This is a genomic window from Pseudomonas sp. NFACC10-1, from assembly GCF_900119195.1.
Lineage (GTDB): Bacteria > Pseudomonadota > Gammaproteobacteria > Pseudomonadales > Pseudomonadaceae > Aquipseudomonas > Aquipseudomonas cerasi.
In genome coordinates this window covers 1022690-1047927 of the sequence record NZ_FPJB01000001.1, presented here as the reverse complement: position 1 = coordinate 1047927, position 25238 = coordinate 1022690, and the positions used below count along the sequence as shown (strand labels likewise).

Sequence of the window (25238 nt, the reverse complement as noted above, 5' to 3'; positions counted from 1 at the left end):
AAATCCGGCACCCATACTCAACGACGTGCTGCAACGTTCGCCAAAACTCCCGCCACGGCCACCAGCCTGTGTCCCTTCCGCGGACCTGACGTCGCCATCGTGCCCGTGCGCTATGCGCTGGATCGCTCCCGCTACGATACCGCTCCCCAGAAGCTGAAACCGCTACTCAAGGGCAGCCGCTGGGCGGTGATGCCGAAGCTGAAAACACGCAGCTATACCCTTCGCCAGCTGTATGACGGTTACGTATATGTCTATGACGAGACTGCCGAAACGTTGCACGAGTACGCGGTGTCAGCCGCCACCGGCAACCTGAGCCGTATTGTGTGGGCCGATACGCAGCTTGGCAGTGACCGGCGAAGCGGTGCCGACGATGGCAAACCCTTCCTGCTCTATCCGCGAAACAACCGGCTTCATATCGCCTTTTCTCCGCTGCAATGGACGTGGCGAACATGCGAACACCTGCGTTCGAACCCGGCAAGCCGCTCTGCATGGATGAAAGCGCTGGATCTGAAACGCTACTGCATGACCATGGCCGAGCCGGATACCTTGCCGTTGAACCGCATTGCCGAAGCGGTGGCGGACATCGACAAGGAGCATGTGGTTGACGATGGCCGCTTTGCAGACTCGACGATTCCTACATCCAAGGCCTCCAGCGAAGAAACCCAGCCGTTGTTTTCGCCAATCGGCGCTGACGTTTTCTGGCAGGGCAGCGTTGAAGACCAGCACAGTTCACTGCTCATTGCCCTTGATGACCCGCTGGCCATTTTCAACGATCTGGGTATGCAACTGGCCGCCGATCAGGCCGCTTATCGCAACTGGCAAGCCGAGTACGAACACAGGATCCAGATCGCCCAGACGGTTACCGCACTGTGTGGCGCTGAAGGTGAACCGGAGAAATTGCCGGCATCGGTGCGCGACAATGCGGCGCTCACCCATCAGTACCTGGGCGAGCTCGAAGCTTACTTCGAGCAGTGCATCCTTGAGGAAGCGCAGATCAGCAGCAGTAACGTTCCCGGCGATTTTCTGCTGATGCCGGACATGTTCAAGAGCCTGGACATGCGCAAATTGATTGAAATGCGTTACGGCAGCGCGCCCTCCGACGAGGCCCTGCAAGCCTGGAAAGATCGCCACAAATGGCGGCGCGAGGTCGATCTGAGCGGTGCGCGCCAATACCTTCAGCAGCACCTGCCAACCGGCGACACACTGCTGCAACAGGTGCGTGACACGCAAAGCGACTTTCGGCAATGGTCGACCCATCTGGGCACGGAACCGCTCAAGCTGTTTGTCGACACCACCCACCCTGAAAGCCTGCTTTATCTGCAAGCGCTCATGCTTAACCTGCAGATCATCTACGCTCAGGACAACGCCGCCAGCACCTGGCTTGCCGAGCAGGAAGCCAACGACAGCAGCCTGTTTGGCACCTTGCGCTACGGCTTCTCACCGGCGCTCAAACACGCGCTGCATCAGGAGGCCAACGCGCTGCTGAACGGCCTTGGCGACGTGACCAACCTGGCCACCCGAATCGGCGAACTCAACGGCACGCTCAATCATCAGGGCTTTGCCGACAAGCCGTGGATGAAGGCGCTGAAACAACCCGTTCAGGACACCTTCAAAGCTCTCGGCCAACTGGCCAGCAGCGCAGGCAAGGCGACGTTCGAAAGCATTCTGCTGGCCTGGGTGCCCATCGACAGCCGCCTGGCGGTGGGCAAGCAGCAGAACATCGTTGCACTGATACGCACGCTGTTGATCGGCCAGATCCTGCTCGATTCGAAGGCGCGTATCGCGATCGATCACAAGATGCTCGCGAAGCTGAAAAACTGGATCAGTGAGTGGCAGGTGCTCAACAAACAGATCAGCGATACCCGTCGCAGCTGGCTCTACCCCACCGCTTACAACCCCCGCAAAAGCATCGCCAGCCACCTGCGCACGCTCGAGCAAAAGCTTCGCCTGCACGAACTGAGCATGCCCGCCCTGCTCGACTTTCAGAACAACGAGTACGCCAGGCAGTTGCAGGATGAGATTCGCCTGTACTTCCAGTCGGGCAAAGCCATCACCAAAGACTGGCTGGCGACCGCCAAACGCTGGCTCGATGGACTGGGAGGGATTGCCGGCTCGATCACCTGGAGCGTGATCATGCTCAACTTCATCAACACCGCCTTCACTTATCGCGACCTTACTCGGGATGGAGACTTCAGTGCCAAGGATATTGGCAAGGTAACGTATGGGCTGGGGTACAGCTTTAACCTGTTGATGGCGGTGTTTGTTGAAGCACCGTGGGCGGTTATCAGTACGGCGAAGCCACTTGTCATTGGCGGCTATAACATAGGCATTCTCGATAAATCGGCGGCTTACTGGAAAGCACGAGGTAATGCGGTTTGGGGGGATGCGATAAGGGGGTTTAGAGGTTCGATGGTGGCGATGGGTGGGTTTGGACTCGCGGCAGTTACGCTTGAAATATTTGATATTGCAGATGACTTTTACGCAGCAAAAACACCAGAAGAAAAGAACGTAATCATTGTAAAAGGCATTTCTGTGTTCACAATGGGAGTGGGCTCAACTTTTCAATTGATGGGAGGATTATCGCCTGCCAGTGCATTCGCGACTGTTGCGATGAGCTCATGGTTCAGTGTGGCGTTGCTCATAATAGGTTCTATTTATCTTTTCACTACGATGACCCTGAATTATTTCAAGCAAGACAGTGTCGGCTGGTGGCTACGCAAGTGCTGTTGGTCCAGAACCCTGGACTATCGCTACGCTGAGACTGCCAAAGGTGAGTATGAAGAAGTTCGCGCACTGATGGAAATTCAATTATCTCCGCAGGTTCATGTCAAAAGCACGGTGCATTATGAAAACCGTTATCTAGGAAAAGGAGATCACTACAGCGTAGCGGTACAAAATGGTGTTGGAGTACAAGTGCAATTGCCCAACCTGATACGCGGGCAGTCCATACACTTCAACATCGTCAGCAGCAAGCGACCATGGGGAGTGCTACCTGTAGAAAAAATAGACGACCCGCTGCATCAAGCTTTTCTGGACCGCGGGCAATTCAGGAAAGCCGAACAGTTCGGGAAGCTAACCAACACGCCTTCTGGCAAGGCGAGTGATGACCTCACCTACCCTCTCATGCCACCAGAAAATGAAGACCTCATCTGGGAAACCTGGGTGCCACTGAACAAGGACGCAATGTATCTCGAGCTGCAAATCTGGTATCCGGCCAGTCTTTTAAACCTTGGCGAAGACGATAGAAGCTATCTGTTTCAGATGGAGCTTGGCCCAAGAGGCGATACCGCTATTGACGGACTGGCTGCTGTGGAACTTGAAGTGAAGGCATCAAACAGAGCCGGTACGCCGACTCTAGAAGTCGCAGAGGGCACACTTATATGACTCAACAAGAAAAAGTCCCAACTTTGCCACAGGGTAGAGATGTTCTGAACTGGAAAATCAAAACACTTGCAAGATCGCCCAGAGAAATGATGATAACTCAGTCCATATTTATCGCACTCTACCTAACAGGATGCACACTTTACCTGTGGGGAGGCTGGATAATGTTTTCAGATAGTCTCTACTCATTAGTGGGCACTGTATTAGCGCTCGCCGGCGTTCTTGCCTATTTCGTAGGCCTGCTCATCCGCCAAAAAACCATCTTCAACTACACCCTGAAAACCGATGGCGCCACGGTCGAGTATTACCTCCACTACCCCGACTTCGCCTCAAGCTTCTTCAAGGGCATCGCCATTTTCGTCATGTTGGTATTCGGATTCGTCGCCGTCCTGACCGGATCGTTGCTCTTTCTGGTCGGCCCGGTAGCGATGGCCTTCATCGCCGCCATCAAACTGCTGAACTGGGAAAACCCTGTCCACCATCGACAAACCGCCCCCTGGCACCTGCATGAATTTGTCACGGTCGATCACAGACGCCTGATGGTCATCATCCATTGCGACGATATCACCACCGGCTTCGCCGCGCGCTTTCCCAGCAAGGCGTTGATGGACAAGTACCTCGCTTTCCTGCGCGAGGTACTTCCGGCGAACGCTGAATACATCGAAAAAGCCACTAACTGGCATCAGGGCTGACGCGACTCAGGCTTGAGCCGACACACACTGCAAGCCTGAGAAAGCGATCAAACTGCCATTGGCACCGTGAAGCGGAACTCGCTGCCCTCGCCCACCCGGCTTTGCGCAGCCAGTTCACCGCCGTGTGCCTTGATGATGCCTTGCGAGATGTACAGGCCCAGACCGGTGCCGGTCGGGTTGCCTTCCTTGACGGTCCAGTAGCGCTCGAAGATGTGTGGCAACTGCTCGGGAGGGATACCCTCGCCGGAGTCCCGTACGGTGAACACGATTTCAGCGCCGTTGGACATTGCCGCCACACCGATTGTGCCCATTTTCGGGGTGAATTTGATGGCGTTGCCGATCAGGTTGGACAGCACCTGGAAGAGACGCTCCGGGTCGGCCTGGACCTTGAGGTCAGGCTCGGCGTTGAAGGAGATCTCGATGGACTTGTCCATCGCCAGGGGGGCCAGCAAGGTGTAGGCCTCCTCGAATATCTGACTGACTTCCAGCGGCTGCGGCGTAATGGTGTAACGGCCCGCTTCGATTTTCGAGGTGTCGAGCAGGTCTTCGAGCAACACATTCATGCGGCTGGCCGCTTGCTGCATGGTATCGATTGCCGTGGAAATACGTCGCGAGGTGTGTGGCCCATCGGAGCTGAACGACTTCTGCATCATCCCGCACAGCATGGAAATGACCGTCATCGGGTTGCGCAAGTCATGGGACACAACCGCTACCAGCTCGTCGCGGGCGCGAACGGCCTGCTGCTCCCTGCGCACCTGGCGGGCGAGATCATTTTCCAGAGCGGAGCGGCGCAGGTCATTGGCGGCGAACACATCGCCATAGCTCCACTTCGTAGCGATCCCGGTCATCTCGACTTTCCAGATCTCAAACGAGGTGCGCGGCCGAAGACGCATGCCGCCTGCCGAGCTCTCCATATCCAGTGGTTTTTTCGGATTACCGCTCCACTGAACCGTTTCCTTGACCTCGGGGCGAAACCAGATAACGCCGTTGTCGACCGGCTTTGGCAGGCTCATCGCCAATACGCCGCTGGCAATTGGCTGATAGGCCTCGGCAGGCGGATAGACACTGGATAGATGATGACTGGCATACACTGGTTCGCCACCAGCAATCATCCACGCATGCAGTGCACGTACCTCAGAAGGCTCCGGGCAGGTGCCGAAACAATGCGTTTGCCGGTCTTCGATGATGGCGACGCCGCTCGCGCCTACCAGATCCATCAATAACTGTGGTTGCTGCGCCAGACCGTCGAAGACGTTTTCTTCGGACTCGGCCATGGCCAGATTCAATTGCTCGAGCGCCCTGACTTTCGCCTCTCGCTGACGGCTTATTTCCAGCGCTTCCATGGCACTGATCTGCAGGGAAAGCACCTGGCCTATCGCCTGGCAGGCACTGCGCAGTTCGTGAGTCACGTACAGCGGCGTGCGGTTGCCGCAACTGATCAATCCCCACAACTTGCCGCCCTGAATCAGCGAAACACTCATGGATGACAGCACGCCCATGTTCTTCATGTACTGGCAGTGGATCGGTGAAACACTGCGCAACGTCGAAAAACTCAGATCAAGCTGCTCCTGAGTGTCCGGACGCAGTTGAGGCACCAGGGGCACCGGGATGTAATCGGCATCGGGAATAATGCGCAGCCAGTTGCGGCGATACAGTTCGCGCGCCTGCTCGGGAATGTCCGATGCCGGGAAAAACAGTCCGTTGAAAAGCTCCATGGAGGGCGACGACGCTTCAGCGATCACCTGACCATGGCCTTCCTCTTCGAAACGGTAGATCAGCACCCGGTCGTAACCAGTCATTTTCTGGATCTCGCGGACACTGACTTCATACAGGGTCTGCAGATCACTCGCAGCATGCAACTGGCGCAACATGCGGCCCATGTTGCCGGTGCGCTCGGAATAACCGATCGCTTGCGCATCCTTGTCCTGAATCTCCAGTTCCAGAATCAGAACGCCCTGGCTGCGGTGCAGCAAGGCTTCAAACTCGATGCCGTTGATCGACATCAGCAGGCGTTGCGCGTCGATGAACGAGTCATGAGCACTGGCGCTTTTAATCACCTCGGCCCAGCCAGCGCCCAGCACACAGTCCAGCCCCTTGCCGAGCACCTGCTCGGGCACATGGCCCAGCACAGAGTGCACGTTGGCACTGACTTGCAGGATAGTCAGCTCGGGCTCTTGCAACGTGAACAGCAGGCCGTGGGGTTGAATGGCGCCAGGGAACTGAATGGGCTCATCCGCACAATTGGCCAGAAGGACTTCAAAGGCGTCTTTGTCGAGTTGGCTCATAGCAGTACCTCTTGACCCTCGAGCCAGTGCTCGAAACATGCAAATGTGGAGTGCGCTGCAAACGCGGCGGCATCAATAAGAACAACTTCTCGCGGCACGTCGTCCAGATGATTCAGAAACGCCTTCCAGCGAGGTCCGGTGAGGGCACCGTAAACATCGAGAAAGGCCGTTCCACGTTGCTCATCCAGGCCCAAACGCCGGTTTATCTCACGTCGCAACACCTGCCCGCCCAGTGTCGCCCCTTCCAGCACATACATCACACCCAGGCATGCACCGGCAGAATCAACAGTGGGCAACCGTTCGCAGCGGGGCAATTGCCCGATGTCGTGATCGGACAGCCCCAGCGCACGCAGATCCTCGACCAGCACAGGAGTTTTGACCCTCTCGACCGGAATAAGCTCCGCAGGTATCAAGGCACTGCCATGCAGTATCGCTTCAAGCGGTGCATAAAAACCGTAGTAGGCCTGAAGCAGACGGAGGTAAAGAGCGTGATCCAGAGCGGGTGAAAAAAACGGCATGCGTTTTTCAAGCTTGACGTGCAACTGCCTCGTTTCAGCACGCAGTGCATCAAGCAGTTTCGGCGGGTTAACACATGAAAAACTTGCCGGCATCCAGTAAGGCTCTTGAGTGTGCAATGGGCAAAAAACGCATCCGAGCGAAAACAGGCCGCCAAAATACAGATTCAGAGCAAAATCTGACAGTTTTTTCATGTGTTTGCGATGAAATACCGCAATCCATAAAGATAAAAGCCAGCGTGACAGGACGACGGTTTACAACTCCCCGCAAAATACGCGCTCAACTAACGAAGCTAGTCGAAAACCGAGCCCTATATGCGTTTCGTGCGTGCGTGGTTCACAGGCGCAAGCACTTTAACATCATCCAATAAATATGCCATCCTCAGGCAAGCCGCTGACTCGACCAGCGGCTTGCGTAGCAACGCTGACAAAGGCCGGTTCGCTTCGTCAACGCACGTTCTGATACAGCATCATTCGCGAGGTTTCATGCAGACCGCGGGTGAGGTCGCGCAGCCGTTCGAACTCTTGCGGGTTCTTTTCGGCGACGTTGTCCAGCGGCGTGGGTGAAGACAGGTCATGGAGCGTTGGCGAACTGCCGTCGTGCTCCATTTGCAGCAGGTAGTTGCGCGTGACACCGCCGATCAGCGGGAACGTACCTTCGCGCAGTACCAGCGGCACCACACGTTCACCTTCCGGAGCCGCTTGCTGAATGTCACGACCCATGGTGCCGCTGGTGAAGTCCATTCCGGCCATCCCCGCCAGTGTCGGCAGCAGGTCGGCGAGACCGACCGCTTCGTCGACAACGCGTGTGCCCAGCAGGCCGGGGGCGTGAATCAACAGCGGAACGTTGTTGCTCTCCAGGCCCAGTTGCTCGAACGCCGGCGCCATGTGTGGGATCTGGCTGATGCGCGTGTTGTGATCGCCAAACAGCACGAAGATGGTGTTTTCGTAGTAACCGCCCGCCTTGGCCAGTTCCATCAACCGTCCAATGTTGAAATCCAGCAGGCGCACGGCGTTGTACTGCTCCACGCTGCGCGAACCGGCGGCCTGGACCTGCTCCACGGTCTTGTCGCTGACCTGAAAACCATCGTTGTCCTTCGGAATGGTAAACGGCCGGTGATTGCCCGCAGTCTGCACATAGGCAAAGAACGGTTTGTCGGCTGGCAACGCACGCAGGATCCGGTCGCTCTCCTTGAACAGATCCAGGTCGGAAATCCCCCAGACATCCACCTGCGGTGACTTCCAGTCGCGCTCGTCGTACAGCCGTACGTCGTTGATACTGCGACGGATCAAGGCGTTCATGTTGGCCCAGCCGGAATTGCCACCAATCATGTACAGCTTCTCGTACCCCTTGAAGTCATTGATGATGGTGTTTTGCCGTGTGAGCAGCGGATGGCGCGTGGCGGTCTCCTGCCGTGTCACGTCGGGAACACCGGTGATGCTCGCCCAGACCGTTTTCGCAGTGCCGGTCACCGGTACGTAAAAGTGCTTGAAGAACCAGCTTTGGGTGGCCAGATGGTCCAGGTTTGGCGTCGGGTTCAACGGGTTACCGTAGGCACCGACAGCGCTGGTGCCCAGCGATTCGAGCATGACGAACATGACATTCGGCGGCCGCTCGCCCGTCAGCCGGTAGGGCTGCACGGTCTGGTGACGCTTGAAACTCAATCCCTGTACATCTGGCTGCCGGACGCCCAGATAACGCGCGACCCGCTCATAATGCTTGCGCACCTCGGGTTCGTCGAAGTTCGACTGGGAGACCTTGAGCGTGTCGTACAGGAACAGCGCCGGGTTGAGCCCCAGTGCCGCCACCTGGCTGTTGCCTGAGAAGAACGCATCGCTCCAGCGCAACGGTACCGGGTTTTCCAGATTGAGATTCTCGACCCGGCCCAGCAGGCCGAGGAAGGTTGCACAGACCATCAGCGCCGAACCCCAGACCACGGACCCGCGTTTGATCGGTCTGGCCTCACGGTCCAGGGTGGCACGTTCAAGCCTGATCAATGCCCAGCCGAGCACTGCGACAGTAAGCAGCCAGCCGGCAGTGATCCAGAATACTGGATAAGTCTGCCAAAGCATGTCCCGGGAAATCTGCGCATCCTCCAGATAGCGCAGCACGCTGGCGTTGAGCCTGACCCCGAGATAGGCGTAATGGCCGAAGTCGACGATGTAAATCATTGTCAGAATCGCCAGCGCCACGATCAGATAGCCCCGCGCCAGCCAGCGCAGGGCACGCACGCTGATCAGGTTACAACCTGGCATCCAGAGCAGCACCGCGACCGGCAGCAGTATCAGCAGCGCCAGGCGCAGGTCGAAGCGCAAACCGATGCCGAGCGTCTTTGCGACCTCGCCATGCGTGAACAGCGTGCCCGGTTCGATACCGGAAAACCCGTAGAAGAACACGCCCCTCAGCAACGCCGACAGCAGGAACACCACCATGACCGCGCCCAGCCAATAATGCAGGCGTCGCGATTGCAACCAACTCATCGTCATTCCTCTAGACATTGCCGGCAGACAGAGCCGCCGGACGGCGCGTCTCCATTGTGCGGCGATAAACAAACCGGACAGCCAGGACCAGCAAGGCCCCACAGCAGTAAAGGCCAAGCAGCGGGTCGATCAGGTAATCCCAATAATTTTCCGATGGCTTGATGCGGAAAGTGAAGGCCAGCGTCGCTGCGCTGAGCATCACGACGGCCAGCGCATTGCGCATAAAGACCAGCCCCAGCGCGATGACAGCGACAACCATGATCATCGGCCGCGGGTTGTAGCCCCAGCGGTACGGATCGAAATACGTCAGGCCCAGCGTGGCCGGGTATAAAGTCAGTGCCAGCGCAGCGAACACCAACAGCATCAGCCCGCGCCTGGACACTGCCATCGGCCTGAGCACACCCAGTCGCTGCAGGGTCAGCCAGCCCAGCAGCACCAGGCTGCTGATGGCCAGGTCATCGGTCAGGCTGCGGGCATAGGACGCCATCGACAGCCCGTCGATCGAGATCACACTCACTAGCGAGACGGCAGCCAGCAGGCCGCAGCGCCACCATAACGATGCGGTCAAGGGCGCCAGCAGCACAAATAGGGTCCAGGCAAATGCCAGATGAGCCAATCCCAACGCGATCATAAAAGTTGCTCCGCCAGCCAGGCCTCGTTGAAGCTGACATGCTTGATGAAGGTGTTATTCCATGAGTAGACCAGGTGATACAGGCCGTCCGGGCTGCGGATGAAGTACGGGTATTCGTATTCGAAGTCGCAGCCCTGGGGCGAGCAGACGCGCTGGTCCAGATTGCTCAGAAACGCCTCTTCCATCGGTTGACGCAGGGCGCCACTGGAACTGCGGAAGCCCTCGCCGATCACCTCCTTGTATGCTTCGAGGGTAAACGGTGTGCCCAGCGGATCGGGCGACTTGTCGAAATCCATCAGTGGCCTCCAGACGTTCATCTCCTCGTCAGTACCGTACAGACTGAGTTTAAAGCGCCCCTCGCGCAGGTCGTTGAGCGCCACGAGCAGCCCCTTGCCTGGCACACCGACCGCAGCCAGCGAAGAATTGGGGTTGCTCGGGGTCAACGGATACGGCTCGCTCCAGCTCTGCCCGCCGTCTTCGGTGCGGCTGGCCAGCACCCGGTGGAACGTCTCACCGGCATAGCGCAACAAGGCCACGGCGCGCTGCCCGTCCAAAGGCACGACGGTGGGCTGCAGGGAATTGTTGCCACGGCTGATGCGAAACTTGTCGATCACTTCACCGTCGGCGCTCAGGTACAGGTATTCGGCAAACTTGCCGAGAAACTCATGATAGACCGGCAGGCCGATCGAACCGTCGGCATGAAACACCGGCGCGCCGCGCACCAGCGTACTGATGTTCAGAAACGGGGTTGTCACCAGTTGCCACGGCGGCGACCAGCTGGAGCCCATGTCGCTGGAGACCATGGCGTTGACCGTACTGCCCGCCCAGCCGCCGACCGAGACTGAAACGTAGAACAGCCACAGGCGATTGTCCGGAGCCAGGGCGATCACCGGATTGCCCAGTTTGCGAATGTATTTACCAGTGCCCGACTGGGTGGAATCACGGGTCGCCAGCACCTGCTCGCCGCCCCACTCACCACTGGCCGCGTCGAAGCGCGAGGTGCGTATTTCAACGTCGCCCGCGCCCTCGCGAGAACCGGCGAACCACACCGACATCAGGTCGCCACCGGGCAATGCCGTCACGGCTGAGGAATGCACGAAGTCGTCCAGATCGGAAGACGCGAAACGCGAAATGTAGGACGCCTTGGGCGCCACGCTTTCAGCGCCAACCGGCGCGGGGCTGAGCGCGAACGGCGCAATACGGTGCTGTGGATGGCTGAGCCACGCACTGAGAAAAATCGCCACAACAATCAGGCCTGCGCTCCATGCAGCCAGGTTTCGGGAAATAACACGCATCGGGAGGCATCACTGTAAAGAGGAACAAAGGTGTGGTTTCAGCGATGGCGATCTTCGGGCAACGGGCGTCGCTTGCCTGTCAGCATCGACAAGGGCAGGTTGTCACGCACCTGAACGCTTTCGAAGATGGCGGCGGCCATGTGCAGCACCACCAAGGCACACAAAGTGTTGGCGAGAATTTCGTGGATGTCCTGCGGCCAGTCGGCGCCCCACAGGGCATCGACTTCTTCCATCAGAAAACCGGTCAGGCCCATGCCGAAGATCAGCACCATCATGAGTACCATGACCAACGCGCCGAGCGGGGAATGGCCGAGCCGATGCATCGGCCGCCGGTCGATCAGCGAGCGGATGTGCGCACGCAAGCGCGCCGGATGTGGCCAGAAATCGCTCCAGCGTGCGCTGCGCGGCCCGATGAATCCCCACACCACGCGCACCGCCAGCCAGGCAACCGCGTAATAGCCCAGCCAGATGTGCCAGTCGCCACCTGCTTCATTGAAGAAATAATTGGCAACGAAGACACCCGCGATCGAGACATGAAACAGCCTGACCAGCGGGTCCCACAGGCGCAGGGAAACACGGCTCATTACTTGGTCTCGGTCTTCACCGCTTTACCCGTCACCGGATCGTGATAGATCTCGACCTTGCGCTTGTCCTTGTCGAAACCATAGATTTCGTAGCAGTTGCCGTCAGTCACCTTGAACTTGCTGATCTCGTAACCCTGAGCCTTGAGTTGCTCCTGGAATTTGGCCTGATCCTGCCATTGGGACTTGTCAGCCGTGGTGCATTGCGGGCCGGCAAGTGCCAGCGGGCTGGCCAGACACAAGGAAATCAGCAGGACTTTACGCATGACAGATACTCGCAAGCAGTTAAGGAGCGCCTACTGTGCGAAACGAATCTTAGGAAAAGCTTAATACGTAATAGCTCGTAACATCTTCCCGGACACACGGCACTTCGCGCTGCTGCCTGCTGACGGCATCATGGCGCCCTTCCCCACACTCACCGGTCAAAGCCCTATGCGCCTGCTTCTCGTCGAGGATGATCGAGCCATTGGTCAAGGCATCCGCGTGGCCCTGAATACCGAGGGCTATACCCTCGACTGGCTGGAGGACGGGCTGAGCGCGCTGCACGCCCTGCGCAGCGAGCCATTCGACCTGTTGCTGCTCGACCTTGGACTGCCGCGCATGGATGGCCTGGACCTGCTGCGCCAGTTGCGCGCCGAAGCACTTACCTTGCCGGTGCTGATCCTGACCGCACGCGACGGGACTGCCGACCGTATTGCTGGTCTGGATGCCGGCGCGGACGACTACCTGATCAAGCCATTCGACGTCGATGAACTGAAAGCCCGGGTCCGCGCCCTGCTCAGGCGCAGCCAGGGCCGTGCGCAACCGCTGCTGGAACACGCCGGCATCAGCCTCGACCCGGCGTCGCAACAGGTCAGTTTTCAGGGCAGCGAAGTACCGATGACGCCGATGGAATACCAGTTGCTGCATCAACTGATGATCCGTCCCGGCAAGGTGGTCACCCGCGAGCGCTTGTCCAATACCCTGTACGGCTGGCAGGACAAGGTCGAAAGCAACACGCTGGAGGTGCTGATTCACAACCTGCGCAAGAAACTGTCCACCGAGCTGATCCGCACCGTGCGCGGTGTCGGCTACCTGCTGGAGCTCAAGGCATGACCTCGGTACGCGCGCGTATTCTGATCCCGGTACTGATGCTGTTGCTGCTCGGCGACCTGACGATCAGCCTGCTCGCCCTGCGCGACAGCCATCACGAAATCGAAGAAGTCTACGATGCACAACTGGCCCAGAGCGCGCGTCTGCTGCAGGGTGTGCTACGTCAGCGCGCAGCGGGTGAGCAGGATCTCGACAAGCTGTATCAGGCGTTCGATCAGGCCATGAGCCGGGTTGGCACCAGCGGCGTGGCCCACCCCTACGAAACCCGGCTGACCTTTCAGGTCTGGCGTACCTCGGGCGAGCTGCTGGTGCGCTCGGCCGAAGCCCCGCTGCTCAGCGCACCTCCCGCAACCGAAGGCTCCCACGACTTAGTCGAAAACGGGCACGAGTGGTGCGGCTTTCTCCTCGCCGATCCACAGCAGGGTTTTCTGATCTGGGTGGGTGAGCGCGATGACGTACGCCAGGACCTGATTCAGCGCATTGTCAGTCACACGCTGTGGCCGGCGCTGATCGGTGTGCCGCTGCTGGTGGTCGCGATCTGGCTGGCCATCGGCTGGGGCCTGCGCCCGCTGCAATCAATGGCCAGAGTTATCCGCAAGCGCGATGCCGAGAGCCTGGAACCGCTTGATGTAACGCCCCTGCCCAAAGAACTGGAGCCCATGCAGTACGCGCTCAACCGCCTGCTGACCCAGATCGAAAGTGTGCTGGAACGCGAGCGACGCTTCATCGCTGACGCGGCCCACGAATTGCGCACGCCGCTGACCATCCTGCGTATCCACGCGCAGAACGCGCGCCAGGCCGAAACCCCGGAGCAACGCCTGGAAGCGCTGGACTTTCTCGTGCATGGCGTCGACCGCGCCGCCCGCCTGGCCAGTCAGCTATTGACCATGGCACGCCTGGAACCGCGCCTTGAAGTCAGTCAGTTACAGACCTTCGAGCTGAACACGCTGGTACGCGAGGAAATGGCCGAACTCACGCCGCTGGCACTGGAGAAGCGCGTCGATCTGGTATTTGAAGAAGGCGAGGATTGCGTGATCCGCAGCGACCCGGCAGCCATCACCATTGCCCTGCAGAACCTGCTGACCAATGCGCTGAATTTCGCCCCGACCGCCAGCGAGATTCGCGTTGCCCTGCACGCCCAGGAAGATGGCAGCGCGCACCTGTCGGTCGAAGACGCTGGGCCTGGTATCGACGAACAGCAGAAGGCTCGCCTGTTCGAACGCTTCTACAGCCAGGGTCACAGCAACGGCGCAGGACTGGGGCTGGCGATCGTCGACATGATCGTACGCAAACTGGAAAGCAGCCTGCACCTGCGCAACTCGGCGCAGGGCGGACTGTGTGCAGAGCTGCGCATCAAGAGCAGGACGAGCTGAACCCTGCCTGGCTCAAAGCACCACGCGCAGGCATTGCCCGGCGTGATACAGGGTGAAACCCGCGTCGTAGGCCAGACTGCGCAGCGAACTGCCCGAAACCTTTTTACCGCTTGAAAAGCTCACCGGCAGCGCAGCTGCGTCGTTGCTCAGCAGGTAATCGGCAAAGCATTTGCCCACCAGTGTCCCGGTGGTCACCCCCCGGCCATTGAAACCGGTCGCCGCCAGCAAGCCTGGCGCAGGTTCGAAGAGGCGCAGCAAGTGGTCCGGCGTGAAGCCGATGCGCCCGGTCCAGGTGCTCTGCCACTCGACCCGGCCCAGTTGCGGAAAGTAATGCTGCTGGACGCGATCCGCCCACTGACGAATGAACCACAGCGGATAATTGCCGGCGTTACCCAGACTGCCCAGCAGCAGGCGCCCATGAGCGTCGCGACGAATATTGCTGAGCACCGTACGCGTGTCCCACGAACCCTGCCCGCCGCGCAGAATCTGCGCCTGCTCGGCACCGCTGAGTGGCTGCGAAGCGACCTGATAGTAATAACCAGCGAAGATGTGATCCTTGATGTCGGTCCACTCGCCCTCTGTGTAGGCATTGGACGCGATGATTACTTTCTCGGCGCGCACACTGCCCGCAGCAGTAAAGACCTTCCAGCCATCAGCGGTGCGTTGCAAACCGTTGACAGGAGAATCACCGAATACTTGCCCACCCTGCGCTACCACGTTAAGCGCCATGCCCGAGACATAAGCCATCGGGTTCACCGTGCCTGCGCGATGATCGAGCAAGGCGCCGCTTACCTTGTCGGTGCCACAGGCGTCTTCGCAGGGTTTGCCGGTCAGCAATTCAACGTTGGCACCACGCCGTTGCCACTGTGCGGCACGGCTACGCAGATCAGCCAGACCCTTGGCGTTGTGCGCCATGTGCAGGTTGCCGGTGCGGGTGTCCTGACAATCGATGCGGTACTTGTCGATGGTCGCGAACACTAGTGCCGGCGCCGCGCCCAACGCGCCATTCAATCGGCTGGCCTCGACACTGCCCAGTACCTTGTCCAGTTGATCAGGCGCCACCCAGGTCCCGGCATTCACCAGACCGACGTTGCGTCCGGAACCGCCATGCCCGACCTGATGCGCTTCGACCACGCACACCGACTTGCCGCCTTCCAGCAAGCGCAACGCCGCCGACAGACCGGTGAACCCGGCGCCGATGATGCACACGTCGGCGCTCCGCTCACCGCTCAGGGCCGGGCTGACCGGACGTTGCGGAGTCAATTGTTCCCACAGACAGCCTTCAGCAAACTGCACCATCGAAAAGCTCCAGCAATGTCGGCAATAAGCGCCCGGTTCACATCAGTCGAAAACGATGCCCTGAGCCAGCGGCAACTCGCGGGAGTAGTTGACGGTATTAGTCTGCCGGCGCATGTAGGCGCGCCACGAATCGGAGCCGGACTCGCGCCCCCCACCGGTTTCCTTCTCGCCACCAAATGCCCCGCCGATTTCCGCACCGCTGGTGCCGATATTGACGTTGGCAATACCGCAATCGCTGCCCGCGGCACTCTGGAAAGCCTCGGCCTCACGCAGGTCGGTAGTGAAAATGCACGACGACAGGCCCTGCGGCACTTCGTTGTTAAGGCGCAAGGCCTCTTCGAAGTCGTCGTAAACCAGCACGTAGAGAATCGGCGCGAAGGTTTCGTGACGCACGACTTCGCTCTGGCCAGGCATTTCGGCAATGGCCGGCGTGACGTAGTAGCCGTTCGGGTATTTGTCCTGCAACTGACGCTCGCCACCAAACACTTGACCGCCTTCGTCGCGGGCCTTGGTCAGCGCGTTCTGCATGGCCGAAAACGCTTGCTGGTCGATCAGCGGGCCGATCAGATTGCCTTCGCGCGGATCACCGACGCGCACCTTGGCGTAGGCTGCCTTGACGCGGGCGACCACTTCGTCCTTGATCGAGCGGTGCACAATCAGGCGGCGCAACGTGGTGCAACGCTGACCGGCGGTGCCTACCGCACTGAACAGAATGCCGCGCACGGCCAGGTCCAGATCGGCGCTCGGGGCCAGAATCATCGCGTTGTTGCCGCCCAGCTCCAGAATGCTGCGCCCGAAACGGGCGGCGACACGCGGCCCGACTTCACGGCCCATGCGGGTGCTGCCGGTGGCGCTGATCAGTGGCACGCGAGGGTCGTCGACCAGCGCTTCACCGGCGTCACGATCACCGATCACCAGTTGCGCCAGTGCTGCCGGCGCGTCACCGAAAATCTTCAGCGCCTTGTCGAACAGCGCCTGACAGGCCAGTGCCGTCAGCGGAGTCTTTTCCGAAGGCTTCCAGATCACCGGGTTGCCGCAGACCAGCGCCAGCGTGGTGTTCCAGGCCCAGACCGCAACCGGAAAGTTGAACGCGCTGATCACGCCGACCACACCCAGCGGGTGCCAGGTTTCGCGCATGTGATGACCGGGACGCTCGGAGGCGATGGTCAGGCCGTACAACTGACGCGACAGACCGACGGCAAAGTCGCAGATGTCGATCATTTCCTGCACTTCACCCAGACCTTCCTGAGTGATCTTGCCGGCCTCGACCGATACCAGTTCGCCCAGATCAGCCTTGTGCTCACGCAGCACTTCACCAAAGATCCGCACCAGCTCGCCACGCCGTGGGGCCGGTACTGTGCGCCACTTTAGAAACGCATTGTGGGCGCTGTCGATACGCGCCACGACCTGTGCCTTGTCTTCAAGCGTGACCGAGGCAATCCGGCTGCCATCAATCGGGGTGTAAACCGGATAGTCCCCTTGTGTGTGGGCACTGTTCGCCACGCCCAGACGTGCTAATAACTCGGCAACCATGTTGATTCTCCTGTCATGAACCCGGTGGAAATCATCGATGACCTCAGTATCAAGCTACTCAGGGTCGGGCTACAAACGACGTTTTTGAAAAACATGATTCCTTTTAGGAATGAACTCCTGATCGTTAATAGCCATAAAAGCCCTTACATCGGGAATTATTGGAATGACCCGGTGATTTTATTTCGTTTGCGAGCGCGGCCCGATGTTTGTTTGGATAGTGCCATCATGATCACCCGGAGTCAGGGCCAGGCCGATGAGCGAACACATCAGCGAATCCATTTCGTTTGTCCACAACATGACGCTGTCCCACGGCCGCAACGCCGAAGTCTGGGACACCACCGGCAAGCGCTATATCGACTTTGTCGGCGGCATCGGGGTGCTCAATCTGGGGCACTGCAACCCGCAGGTGGTCACGGCCATTCAGGATCAGGCGGCAAAGCTGACCCACTATTGCTTTAACGCCACGCCTCATGACCCGTATATCCGCTTCATGCAGCAGCTCACGCAATTCGTACCGGTCAGTTACCCCCTCAGCGGCATGCTCACCAACAGCGGTGCGGAAGCGGCCGAAAATGCGCTGAAGATCGTACGCGGCGCCACCGGCCGCACGGCGGTCATCGCCTTTGACGGCGGCTTTCATGGCCGAACGCTGGCGACCCTGAACCTCAACGGCAAGGTAGCGCCCTATAAACAGAAAGTCGGCGTGCTGCCCGGTCCGGTCTTTCACATTCCGTTCCCCAGCAAGGACAACGGCGTGTCCACCGAGCAGGCGCTCAAGGCCATGGACCGGCTGTTCAGCGTCGAGATCGACGTCAACGACGTGGGCTGCATCATCTTCGAACCGGTTCAGGGCGAAGGCGGTTTTCTGGCCATGCAGCCGGACTTTGCCCAGGCACTGCGAGCGTTCTGCGATAAACACGGCATCGTGCTGATCGCCGATGAAATCCAGTCCGGCTTCGGCCGTACCGGGCAGCGTTTTGCGTTCAGTCGTCTGGGCATCGAGCCGGATCTGATTCTGCTGGGCAAAAGCATTGCGGGCGGCATCCCGCTGGGCGCGGTGGTAGGTCGCAGGCAGTTGCTGGACAACCTGCCCAAGGGCGGCCTGGGCGGCACGTATTCCGGTAACCCGATCGGCTGCGCAGCGGGCCTCGCGTCACTGGCGCAGATGACCGATGCCAACCTGTCCAGCTGGGGCGAGCAGCAGGAGCACGCTATCGTTTCACGCTATGAAGCCTGGCGGACGAGCAAACTGTCGCCGTATCTGGGCAGGCTGACCGGTGTCGGCTGCATGCGCGGTATCGAACTGATCACGCCGGAGGGCGAGCCCGGCACCCGACAGCTCGCCGAGCTGCTGAGCTTGGCCAGGGACGCCGGGCTGCTGCTGATGCCCAGCGGCAAGTCGCGGCACATCATCCGCCTGCTGATCCCGCTGACCATCGAGCCCGACGTGCTGCACGAAGGGCTGGATATTTTCGAGCGCTGCCTGGCAGCGCTGGCTTGAACCCGTACGGAGAAAACACCCTGATGAGCACAGCACGCTTTGCCGACCCGGACCAGATCCGCGCGGGCTTTTCTCGCGCCATGTCGCAGATGTACAAGCACGAAGTGCCGCTGTACGGCACGCTGATGGCGCTGGTGAGTGAAGTCAACGAACAGGTCATGAGCCATGACAGCAGTGTGCTGGACAGTTTGCGCCAGACCGGTGAAATCCAGCGCCTGGACATGGAACGGCACGGTGCAATCCGCGTCGGCACGGCACAGGAACTGGCCACCCTCGCCCGCCTGTTCGCGGTCATGGGCATGCAGCCGGTGGGTTACTACGACCTGAGCGCGGCCGGCGTGCCGGTTCACTCCACCGCCTTTCGCGCCGTGCATGAGCAGGCGCTGCAGGTCAGTCCGTTTCGCGTGTTCACCTCGTTGTTGCGTCTGGAACTGATCGAAAGCGACAGCCTGCGTGAGTTCGCCGGTCAGGTGCTGGGCAAACGCAGTATCTTCACGCCCGGCGCCCTGGCGTTGATCGACAAGCATGAAGCAGACGGCGGCTTGAGCGAAACCGATGCGGCCGAGTTCATTCAGCAGGCGCTGGAAACCTTTCGCTGGCACAACACGGCGACCGTTTCGCTGGACGACTACCAGAAGCTGAACACTCAGCATCGCCTGATCGCCGATGTGGTGGCGTTTCGAGGTCCGCACATCAACCACCTGACGCCACGCACGCTGGACATTGATGCGGTTCAGGCCGGTATGCCCGGCAAAGGCATCACACCCAAGGCGGTGGTTGAAGGGCCGCCACGTCGCCAGTGCCCGATTCTGCTGCGCCAGACCAGCTTCAAGGCGCTGGAAGAACCGATTGCCTTCATGGGCCAGGGTGGCAGTCAGTCGGGCAGCCACTCGGCACGCTTCGGCGAGATCGAACAGCGTGGCGCTGCACTGACCCCCAAAGGTCGCAAGCTGTATGACCGGCTGCTGAACGAGGCCCGCGACGCGCTGGGTGAGTTCCCCAATGAGGCGAATGCCCTGCGCTATGCCGGGCTGCTGGAAGACACGTTCAAAGCGTTTCCGGACAGCCACGCTGAAATGCGCAGGCAGGGTCTGGCCTACTTCCGCTATTTCCCGACCGAATCAGGCCTTGCCGCGCGCGCATCCGGCAGTCTGGAGCAGCTCGTCGAAGCAGGTCACGTGCGCTTCGAGCCGTTGGTGTACGAAGACTTTTTGCCGGTCAGTGCGGCGGGCATCTTCCAGTCCAACCTGGGCGATAACGCACAGGCGCACTACGCGACGAATTCGAATCAGCAGGATTTCGAGCAGGCACTGGGACGCGGGACGCTCAACGAACTGGACCTGTATGCCGACACCCAGCGGCGCTCACTGGAGGAATGCACCAGGGCGCTGGAACTGAGCAGTCCCGCCTACTGATTAGTGAGAGCGACAGGGGCTGCACGATAGTTGAGATCATCGTTCCTCACGCTCCGCGTGGGAATGCAGGTCTCGACGCTCTGCGTCGCAAAGAGGACGCGGAGCGTCCGGAACGGCATGACGACGCGGAGCGTCGCACGATAATCGGATTGTCCGTGCATATCGACGCAGAGCTTCGGCACGGAGTTGAGACTATCGTTCCTCACGCTCCGCGTGGGAATGCAGGTCTCGACGCTCTGCGTCGCCAAGAGGACGCGGAGCGTCCAGAACGGCATGACGACGCGGAGCGTCGGCACGATAGCCAACATCGTCTTCGCGAACGAGTTCGCTCCTACGGCCTTCGGCCAGAATCAAAAGCGGACTTGTGCATAATGATGAGCGCTCTGCGTCACATTCCCTTAGCGTTCTGCGTTCTGTTTAAAGCAACGATAAATAAAATTCGCAATATTGGTGTGCAATCTCGTGCTATGCATACTGCGGTTGCGTGTGGACAGCAAAGTGCCGTATTCAAAGGCTCATCCCTTCAAATAGCGCACCCGGTGATCCCCTTGCAAAGGCTCGAAGCAGCCTGGGTCTGGATCACATTCAGACCTCATAAAAATACCTGGCCGGATAACGGTCTCCATGACTTCATGGACTTTTCAACGCTGCCCTGGCGCTTCACCGCGCCGACCTGAAAAACAGAATAACGATTGATAAGGCCTGAAAAAGGCCATTCAGCAGGCAAGGGGATCATCATGCAAAACTCACACGCTGCAGTGTCGGGTGACAATCAGGCCGTTTCATCGACGGTGAAACTGTATGTCTGGGCCGCCATTATCCTCATCATTGCCGAAATGATCGGTGCCATCAGTATCCCGCTGGGCCCCGGCAAAGTGGTGCTGTTACCGATGGTCTGGGCGCTGCTGCTGGGCGCGATGATCGGCCTTGCCAGTCGCCGTATGCCAGGCACCATTGGCATCGACCACGGTACGCAATTGCGCTCGGCATCCATCCTGCAACCTGCCCTGCTGATTTTCATCGCCAAGCTCGGCCTGGTGGTCGGCGGCTCGCTGCCGGTGGTGTTCGCTTCCGGATGGGCGCTGATGTTTCAGGAGTTCGGCCACTTCGTCGGCACCGTGGTGCTCGGTCTGCCGGTGGCGTTGATGCTCGGTATCAAGCGCGAAGCCATCGGTGCGACCTTCTCGGTCGGCCGTGAACCAAGCCTGGCAATCATCGGCGAACGCTATGGCATGGACTCTCCGGAGGGTCGCGGTGTATTGGCCGAATACCTGACGGGCACCCTGTTCGGCGCGCTGTTCATTGCCATTGTCGCCGGGTTTATCGCCAGCCTGGGGATCTTCCATCCCAACTCGCTGGCGATGGGCTCAGGCATCGGCTCGGGCAGCATGATGGCCGCCGCTGCCGGGGCGATTGCCGCGCAACAGACACCGGAAGTCGCCAAGGAAGTCATGACTCTGGCGGCAGCCTCGAACCTGATCACCACCACCATCGGCACCTACTTCACCCTGTTCATCTCCCTGCCACTGGCGGTCTGGGGCTACCGTGTGCTCGAGCCGCTGATCGGCCGCACCACCAAGGCGTCCATGAGCGAGGAAGGTCTGCGCCACAGCGACGTGTCGCTGGAGGTGCCGGAGCTGGGCTGGTCGGGCAAGATCAGTGCCTGGCTGGCGGCGGGTGCACTGGCGCTGATTGCCAACTATGTCGGCTACAAGACCCTGTCAGCCGATGCCCTCACCGGCATGGGCATCATGATTTTCTGCGCCTTCGCGGGTGAGGTGCTGTGCAACCTGCTTCGCCGCAAGATCCCCGCGGTGTGCATGGTGTCGCTGGTAGCAATGTTCCTGACGTCGCCGGCCTGCCCCTGGGCCGCCGAGATTGCGCGAATCACCAGCTCGATCAACCTGCTGGCGGTCATTACCCCGATGCTGACCTTCGCCGGCCTGTCGATTGCCAAGGACCTCCCGGCCTTCCGCCGCCTGGGCTGGCGGATTGTGCTGGTGTCGTTCCTGGCCAACTTCGGTACGTTCATTGGCGCGGTATTGATCGCCGAGCTGTTTCATTGATTCGCACCGAATGATCCGGATCGAATCAGCCCAGCGCCTCGTTCACCAGCCAGTCATGAACTGCGCGACGTGACGGGGTGCTGAGCGCCCCTTCGCGATAGGCCAGCACGTATTTCTTTCTGGCCTTGATCGGATGGCCGAACGGCACGATCAGCAAGCCCTGCTCCAGCTCATCGGTGATCAGCGCCTTGCGTGCAATGGCCACGCCCATACCCATACGCGCGGCGTCGATGGTCAGATGATTACGATTGAACGTGTGGCCGCGACGCACGTCGATGCCATCGGCACCGATGGCCGTCAGGTAGAATTCCCACTCCGCATATTCATAGCTGCCGCGCCAGGCGGTGATGTCGTGCAGCAACGGGAAGTGCACCAGCTGACTCGGCGTATCCAGTGGCGGCTTGCCCACCAGCAGGTCTGGCGAGCAGACCGCAAACAGCTCCTCCTCCAGCAAGGGCGTAGTCGACAACCCCGGATAGCTGCCGTCGTTCAGGTCGATGGCCAGATCGAAATCGTCATCACGCAACGACCCGCTGCTGTCCTCGGCAATGATCCGCAACTGGATGTCCGGAAACGCCGCCTGCAAGCGTGGCAGGCGCGGCATCAGCCATTTGCTCAGGAATGATGGAATGCAGCGCAGCTTGAACACCCCGCCGATACGCCCGGAATACAGCAGGCGCAGTTCTTCGCTGATACGGCTCTGCACTTCGTTGGCGACCACCGCCAGACGCTGACCTTCCGCAGTCAGCTCAAGCCCGCGCCCGACCCGGTGAAACAGCGCAAAGCCCAGGCGCTCCTCAAGCTGGCGCATCTGCTGACTGATCGCGCCGGGGGTGACGTGCAATTCTTCCGCGCAGCGGGTGAAGGACAGGTGACGGGCCGCGCAGGCGAACACCTGTAGCCAGGCGTGCATCTGTGCGTTGAAGATTCTGCTCATTGAAGAGTTCCGCTAAAGCGTTGCATAGCAACAATCGTTTGTCGTTTCGACAGCCGAAGCCAAAGATGAGTAACAGAAAAAGGGGAATACCAAATTCCCGTGCATCATCTCACCTGAAGGACCTTCGTGATGGCTATCAGCGTCTTCGACATGTTCAAAATCGGCATCGGGCCGTCCAGTTCCCACACCGTAGGGCCAATGCGCGCCGGTGCGCTGTTCGTGACCGAGCTGCGCAGCCACAACCGGTTGCACAGCGTAGAACGGATCGAGGTGCGATTGTACGGTTCTCTGTCGGCCACGGGCATCGGTCACGGCAGCGATCGCGCAACAGTCATGGGCCTGATGGGTGAGTGGCCGGACCAGATCGACCCCAGTCAGGTCAACCAGCGCATCGACGCGCTGCGTGCCGATAACCAGCTGATGCTGGCGGGCGAACAGGCCATCACCTTCGTCTGGGAGCGGGACATGTGCCTGCTCGATGAAAGCCTCCCCTACCATCCCAACGGCATGACCCTGTGTGCGTACGGCAAGAACGGCGAACTCCACGAGCAGACCTATTATTCGGTGGGCGGCGGTTTTGTGATCGACGCCGAACAGGCCGCCAGCGGCGTGCTGGACAACGACACAACCGTCCTGCCCTATGATTTTTTCAGCGGCGCGCAGTTGCTCAAGCTGTGCAAGACCCACGGCATGAGCATTTCCGAACTGATGATGGCCAACGAGAAGGTCTGGCGCAGCGAGGAAGAAATCCGCGAGAAGATCATGGTGATCTGGGCCGCGATGCGCGCCTGCGTCGACAAGGGCCTGGTGGAAACCGGCATCCTGCCCGGTGGCCTGAACGTGCGGCGGCGTGCCTACCGCCTGCATCAGAACCTGCAGAACCTCGATAACCCCAACGTGATCGGCTCGACGCTGAGCGCCATGGAATGGGTCAACCTTTTCGCCCTCGCGGTCAACGAAGAAAACGCCGCAGGCGGGCGCATGGTGACGGCGCCCACCAACGGCGCGGCTGGCATCGTGCCCGCCGTGCTGCACTACTTCATGAAATTCAAACCCACGGCCAATGACGATGACGTGGTGCGCTTTTTCCTGAGCGCCGCTGCGGTCGGCATTCTTTGCAAGAAAAACGCCTCGATTTCCGGTGCCGAAGTGGGTTGTCAGGGCGAAGTAGGATCGGCCTGCGCGATGGCCGCCGCCGGTCTGGCAGAGATCCTCGGTGCCACGCCCGAACAGGTGGAGAACGCTGCCGAGATTGGCCTGGAACACAACCTGGGGCTGACCTGCGATCCGGTCGGCGGGCTGGTGCAGATCCCCTGCATCGAGCGCAATGCGATTGCTGCCGTGAAAGCCATCAATGCCGCCCAGATGGCCCTGCGCGGCGACGGCGAGCACCACATCTCGCTGGACCACGCCATCCGCACCATGCGCGACACCGGCGCCGACATGCACGACAAATACAAGGAAACCTCACGCGGCGGCCTGGCGGTCAACCTGATCGAGTGCTGATGGGCGCAGGCGTTTACTGATTCAACAGTGTCGAGCCCGAATAGAGGATCCCGCCCAGCGCGATCAGCAGCAAGGTCACGCTGGAGGCGACTTCGATCTTGCGCTTGTACTTCAAGGCCAGTTTCTGGCGCATCAGGAAGATATAGGCGAACAGGATAGACAGATCAATGATGATCCACAGCAACGACAACAAGGCGATGCTGCCCTTGAACGATTCGGTGACGTGAATGAACTGCGGGAAAAACGAGACGAAGAAGATGATGTCCTTCGGATTGGAAATTCCGACCAGAAAACCGGTCACCAGCCCGCTGTGCCGGCTATGCGCAGGCATCGGCGCTGGCGCTGTTTCAGGCCGCGACGGGGCGTAACGCAACGCCTGTTCCAGTGCCTGCACCGACAGGTAAGCGATGAAGAAACAGCCCACCAGGCTGATCCAGTTGAGCATGCTTACGCTCACCGACAGTGTTCCCGTCAGAATCAATGCCGCGACCAACACCAGCACCAGTGACGCCCAGTTGGTGCCCAGCGCCGTCAACATCGCGCGTTTCGGCCCGCACGCCAGGCTGGTGTTGACGATCAGTGCCACCACCGGACCAGGGGTGATGATCAGCATGAACACGCTGAACATGTAGATCAGCAGCAACGATATATCCAT

Annotated in this window: 20 protein-coding genes; 9 read left to right on the top strand and 11 right to left on the bottom strand. The window is 59.8% G+C overall.

From position 1 onward, the window contains the following. Together BT119_RS04640 and BT119_RS04635 are read left to right on the top strand one after the other, a co-directional pair. Positions 1–3384, top strand: a 3384-nt coding sequence (locus BT119_RS04640) for a toxin VasX (RefSeq protein ID WP_072364946.1), incomplete at its 5' end; no start/stop codon positions are given. Continuing rightward, positions 3381–4073 carry a permease gene (locus BT119_RS04635; RefSeq protein WP_072364899.1) on the top strand — a complete coding sequence of 231 codons (693 nt, stop codon included), beginning with the start codon at positions 3381–3383 and terminating at the stop codon, positions 4071–4073. The genes BT119_RS04640 and BT119_RS04635, both read left to right, overlap by 4 nt. A 47-nt stretch (positions 4074–4120) precedes the next feature. Here the strand turns inward: BT119_RS04635 and BT119_RS04630 are convergent, their stop codons facing one another. The 7 genes from BT119_RS04630 to BT119_RS04600 all read right to left on the bottom strand — a co-directional run bounded on the left by BT119_RS04630 (position 4121) and on the right by BT119_RS04600 (position 12127). After that, a complete protein-coding gene (locus BT119_RS04630; protein WP_003370001.1) occupies positions 4121–6358 on the bottom strand; it encodes an ATP-binding protein in 2238 nt (745 codons plus the stop codon). After that, on the bottom strand, positions 6355–6969 hold the full coding sequence (locus BT119_RS04625) for a biliverdin-producing heme oxygenase (protein WP_003369999.1): 615 nt from the start codon (positions 6967–6969) through the stop codon (positions 6355–6357). Before BT119_RS04625 ends, BT119_RS04630 begins: the two co-directional genes overlap by 4 nt. Positions 6970–7320: 351 nt before the next feature. After that, on the bottom strand, positions 7321–9354 hold the full coding sequence (locus BT119_RS04620) for an LTA synthase family protein (RefSeq protein WP_072364897.1): 2034 nt from the start codon (positions 9352–9354) through the stop codon (positions 7321–7323). A gap of 10 nt (positions 9355–9364) precedes the next feature. Further along, positions 9365–9985: a hypothetical protein gene (locus BT119_RS04615; RefSeq protein ID WP_072364894.1), complete on the bottom strand. Its 621-nt coding sequence runs from the start codon at positions 9983–9985 to the stop codon at positions 9365–9367. Beyond that, positions 9982–11280, bottom strand: coding sequence for a sialidase family protein (locus BT119_RS04610; RefSeq protein WP_058397073.1), 1299 nt, complete (start codon positions 11278–11280; stop codon positions 9982–9984). The genes BT119_RS04615 and BT119_RS04610 overlap by 4 nt, the downstream gene beginning before the upstream one ends. 38 nt (positions 11281–11318) lie before the next feature. Then, positions 11319–11864 carry a cytochrome b/b6 domain-containing protein gene (locus BT119_RS04605; RefSeq protein WP_003369989.1) on the bottom strand — a complete coding sequence of 182 codons (546 nt, stop codon included), beginning with the start codon at positions 11862–11864 and terminating at the stop codon, positions 11319–11321. Further along, positions 11864–12127, bottom strand: a complete 264-nt coding sequence (locus BT119_RS04600; protein WP_003349279.1) for a PepSY domain-containing protein — start codon at positions 12125–12127, stop codon at positions 11864–11866. Before BT119_RS04600 ends, BT119_RS04605 begins: the two co-directional genes overlap by 1 nt. Before the next feature lie 166 nt (positions 12128–12293). Here BT119_RS04600 and BT119_RS04595 point away from each other — a divergent pair, with 166 nt between their 5' ends. Together BT119_RS04595 and BT119_RS04590 are read left to right on the top strand one after the other, a co-directional pair. Further along, positions 12294–12956: a response regulator gene (locus BT119_RS04595; RefSeq protein ID WP_003349281.1), complete on the top strand. Its 663-nt coding sequence runs from the start codon at positions 12294–12296 to the stop codon at positions 12954–12956. Further along, a complete protein-coding gene (locus BT119_RS04590) occupies positions 12953–14326 on the top strand; it encodes a sensor histidine kinase (protein WP_003434638.1) in 1374 nt (457 codons plus the stop codon). Before BT119_RS04595 ends, BT119_RS04590 begins: the two co-directional genes overlap by 4 nt. A gap of 12 nt (positions 14327–14338) precedes the next feature. On the opposite strand, the gene BT119_RS04585 is transcribed toward BT119_RS04590, so the two are convergent. Both BT119_RS04585 and BT119_RS04580 read right to left on the bottom strand, forming a co-directional pair. Continuing rightward, positions 14339–15625: an L-pipecolate oxidase gene (locus tag BT119_RS04585; RefSeq protein ID WP_058397075.1), complete on the bottom strand. Its 1287-nt coding sequence runs from the start codon at positions 15623–15625 to the stop codon at positions 14339–14341. A gap of 42 nt (positions 15626–15667) precedes the next feature. Then, a complete protein-coding gene (locus tag BT119_RS04580) occupies positions 15668–17158 on the bottom strand; it encodes an L-piperidine-6-carboxylate dehydrogenase (protein WP_054080900.1) in 1491 nt (496 codons plus the stop codon). A gap of 253 nt (positions 17159–17411) precedes the next feature. Here BT119_RS04580 and BT119_RS04575 point away from each other — a divergent pair, with 253 nt between their 5' ends. The 4 genes from BT119_RS04575 (at position 17412) to BT119_RS04555 (ending at position 22140) form a co-directional block, all read left to right on the top strand. After that, positions 17412–18659 (top strand): 2-aminoadipate transaminase, encoded by a 1248-nt coding sequence (locus BT119_RS04575; RefSeq protein ID WP_054080899.1) that lies wholly within the window; start codon positions 17412–17414, stop codon positions 18657–18659. A 23-nt stretch (positions 18660–18682) separates the two neighbouring features. Further along, positions 18683–20074, top strand: coding sequence for a 2-oxoadipate dioxygenase/decarboxylase HglS (locus BT119_RS04570; RefSeq protein WP_072364889.1), 1392 nt, complete (start codon positions 18683–18685; stop codon positions 20072–20074). 371 nt (positions 20075–20445) lie between these two features. After that, complete coding sequence (locus BT119_RS04560) at positions 20446–20751, top strand: hypothetical protein (RefSeq protein WP_256573017.1); 306 nt, start codon at positions 20446–20448, stop codon at positions 20749–20751. Between the two features lie 60 nt (positions 20752–20811). Next, positions 20812–22140 (top strand): DUF3100 domain-containing protein, encoded by a 1329-nt coding sequence (locus BT119_RS04555; RefSeq protein WP_003369971.1) that lies wholly within the window; start codon positions 20812–20814, stop codon positions 22138–22140. A gap of 25 nt (positions 22141–22165) precedes the next feature. Here the strand turns inward: BT119_RS04555 and BT119_RS04550 are convergent, their stop codons facing one another. After that, the gene (locus BT119_RS04550; protein ID WP_003314779.1) at positions 22166–23077 is read right to left on the bottom strand and encodes a LysR substrate-binding domain-containing protein; all 912 of its coding nucleotides are present in this window, start codon (positions 23075–23077) and stop codon (positions 22166–22168) included. Positions 23078–23206: 129 nt separating this feature from the next. On the opposite strand from BT119_RS04550, the gene BT119_RS04545 reads away from it, so the two are divergent. Continuing rightward, complete coding sequence (locus BT119_RS04545; protein ID WP_065349430.1) at positions 23207–24583, top strand: L-serine ammonia-lyase; 1377 nt, start codon at positions 23207–23209, stop codon at positions 24581–24583. Positions 24584–24596: 13 nt separating this feature from the next. On the opposite strand, the gene BT119_RS04540 is transcribed toward BT119_RS04545, so the two are convergent. Further along, positions 24597–25238, bottom strand: a complete 642-nt coding sequence (locus tag BT119_RS04540) for a LysE family translocator (protein WP_003434619.1) — start codon at positions 25236–25238, stop codon at positions 24597–24599.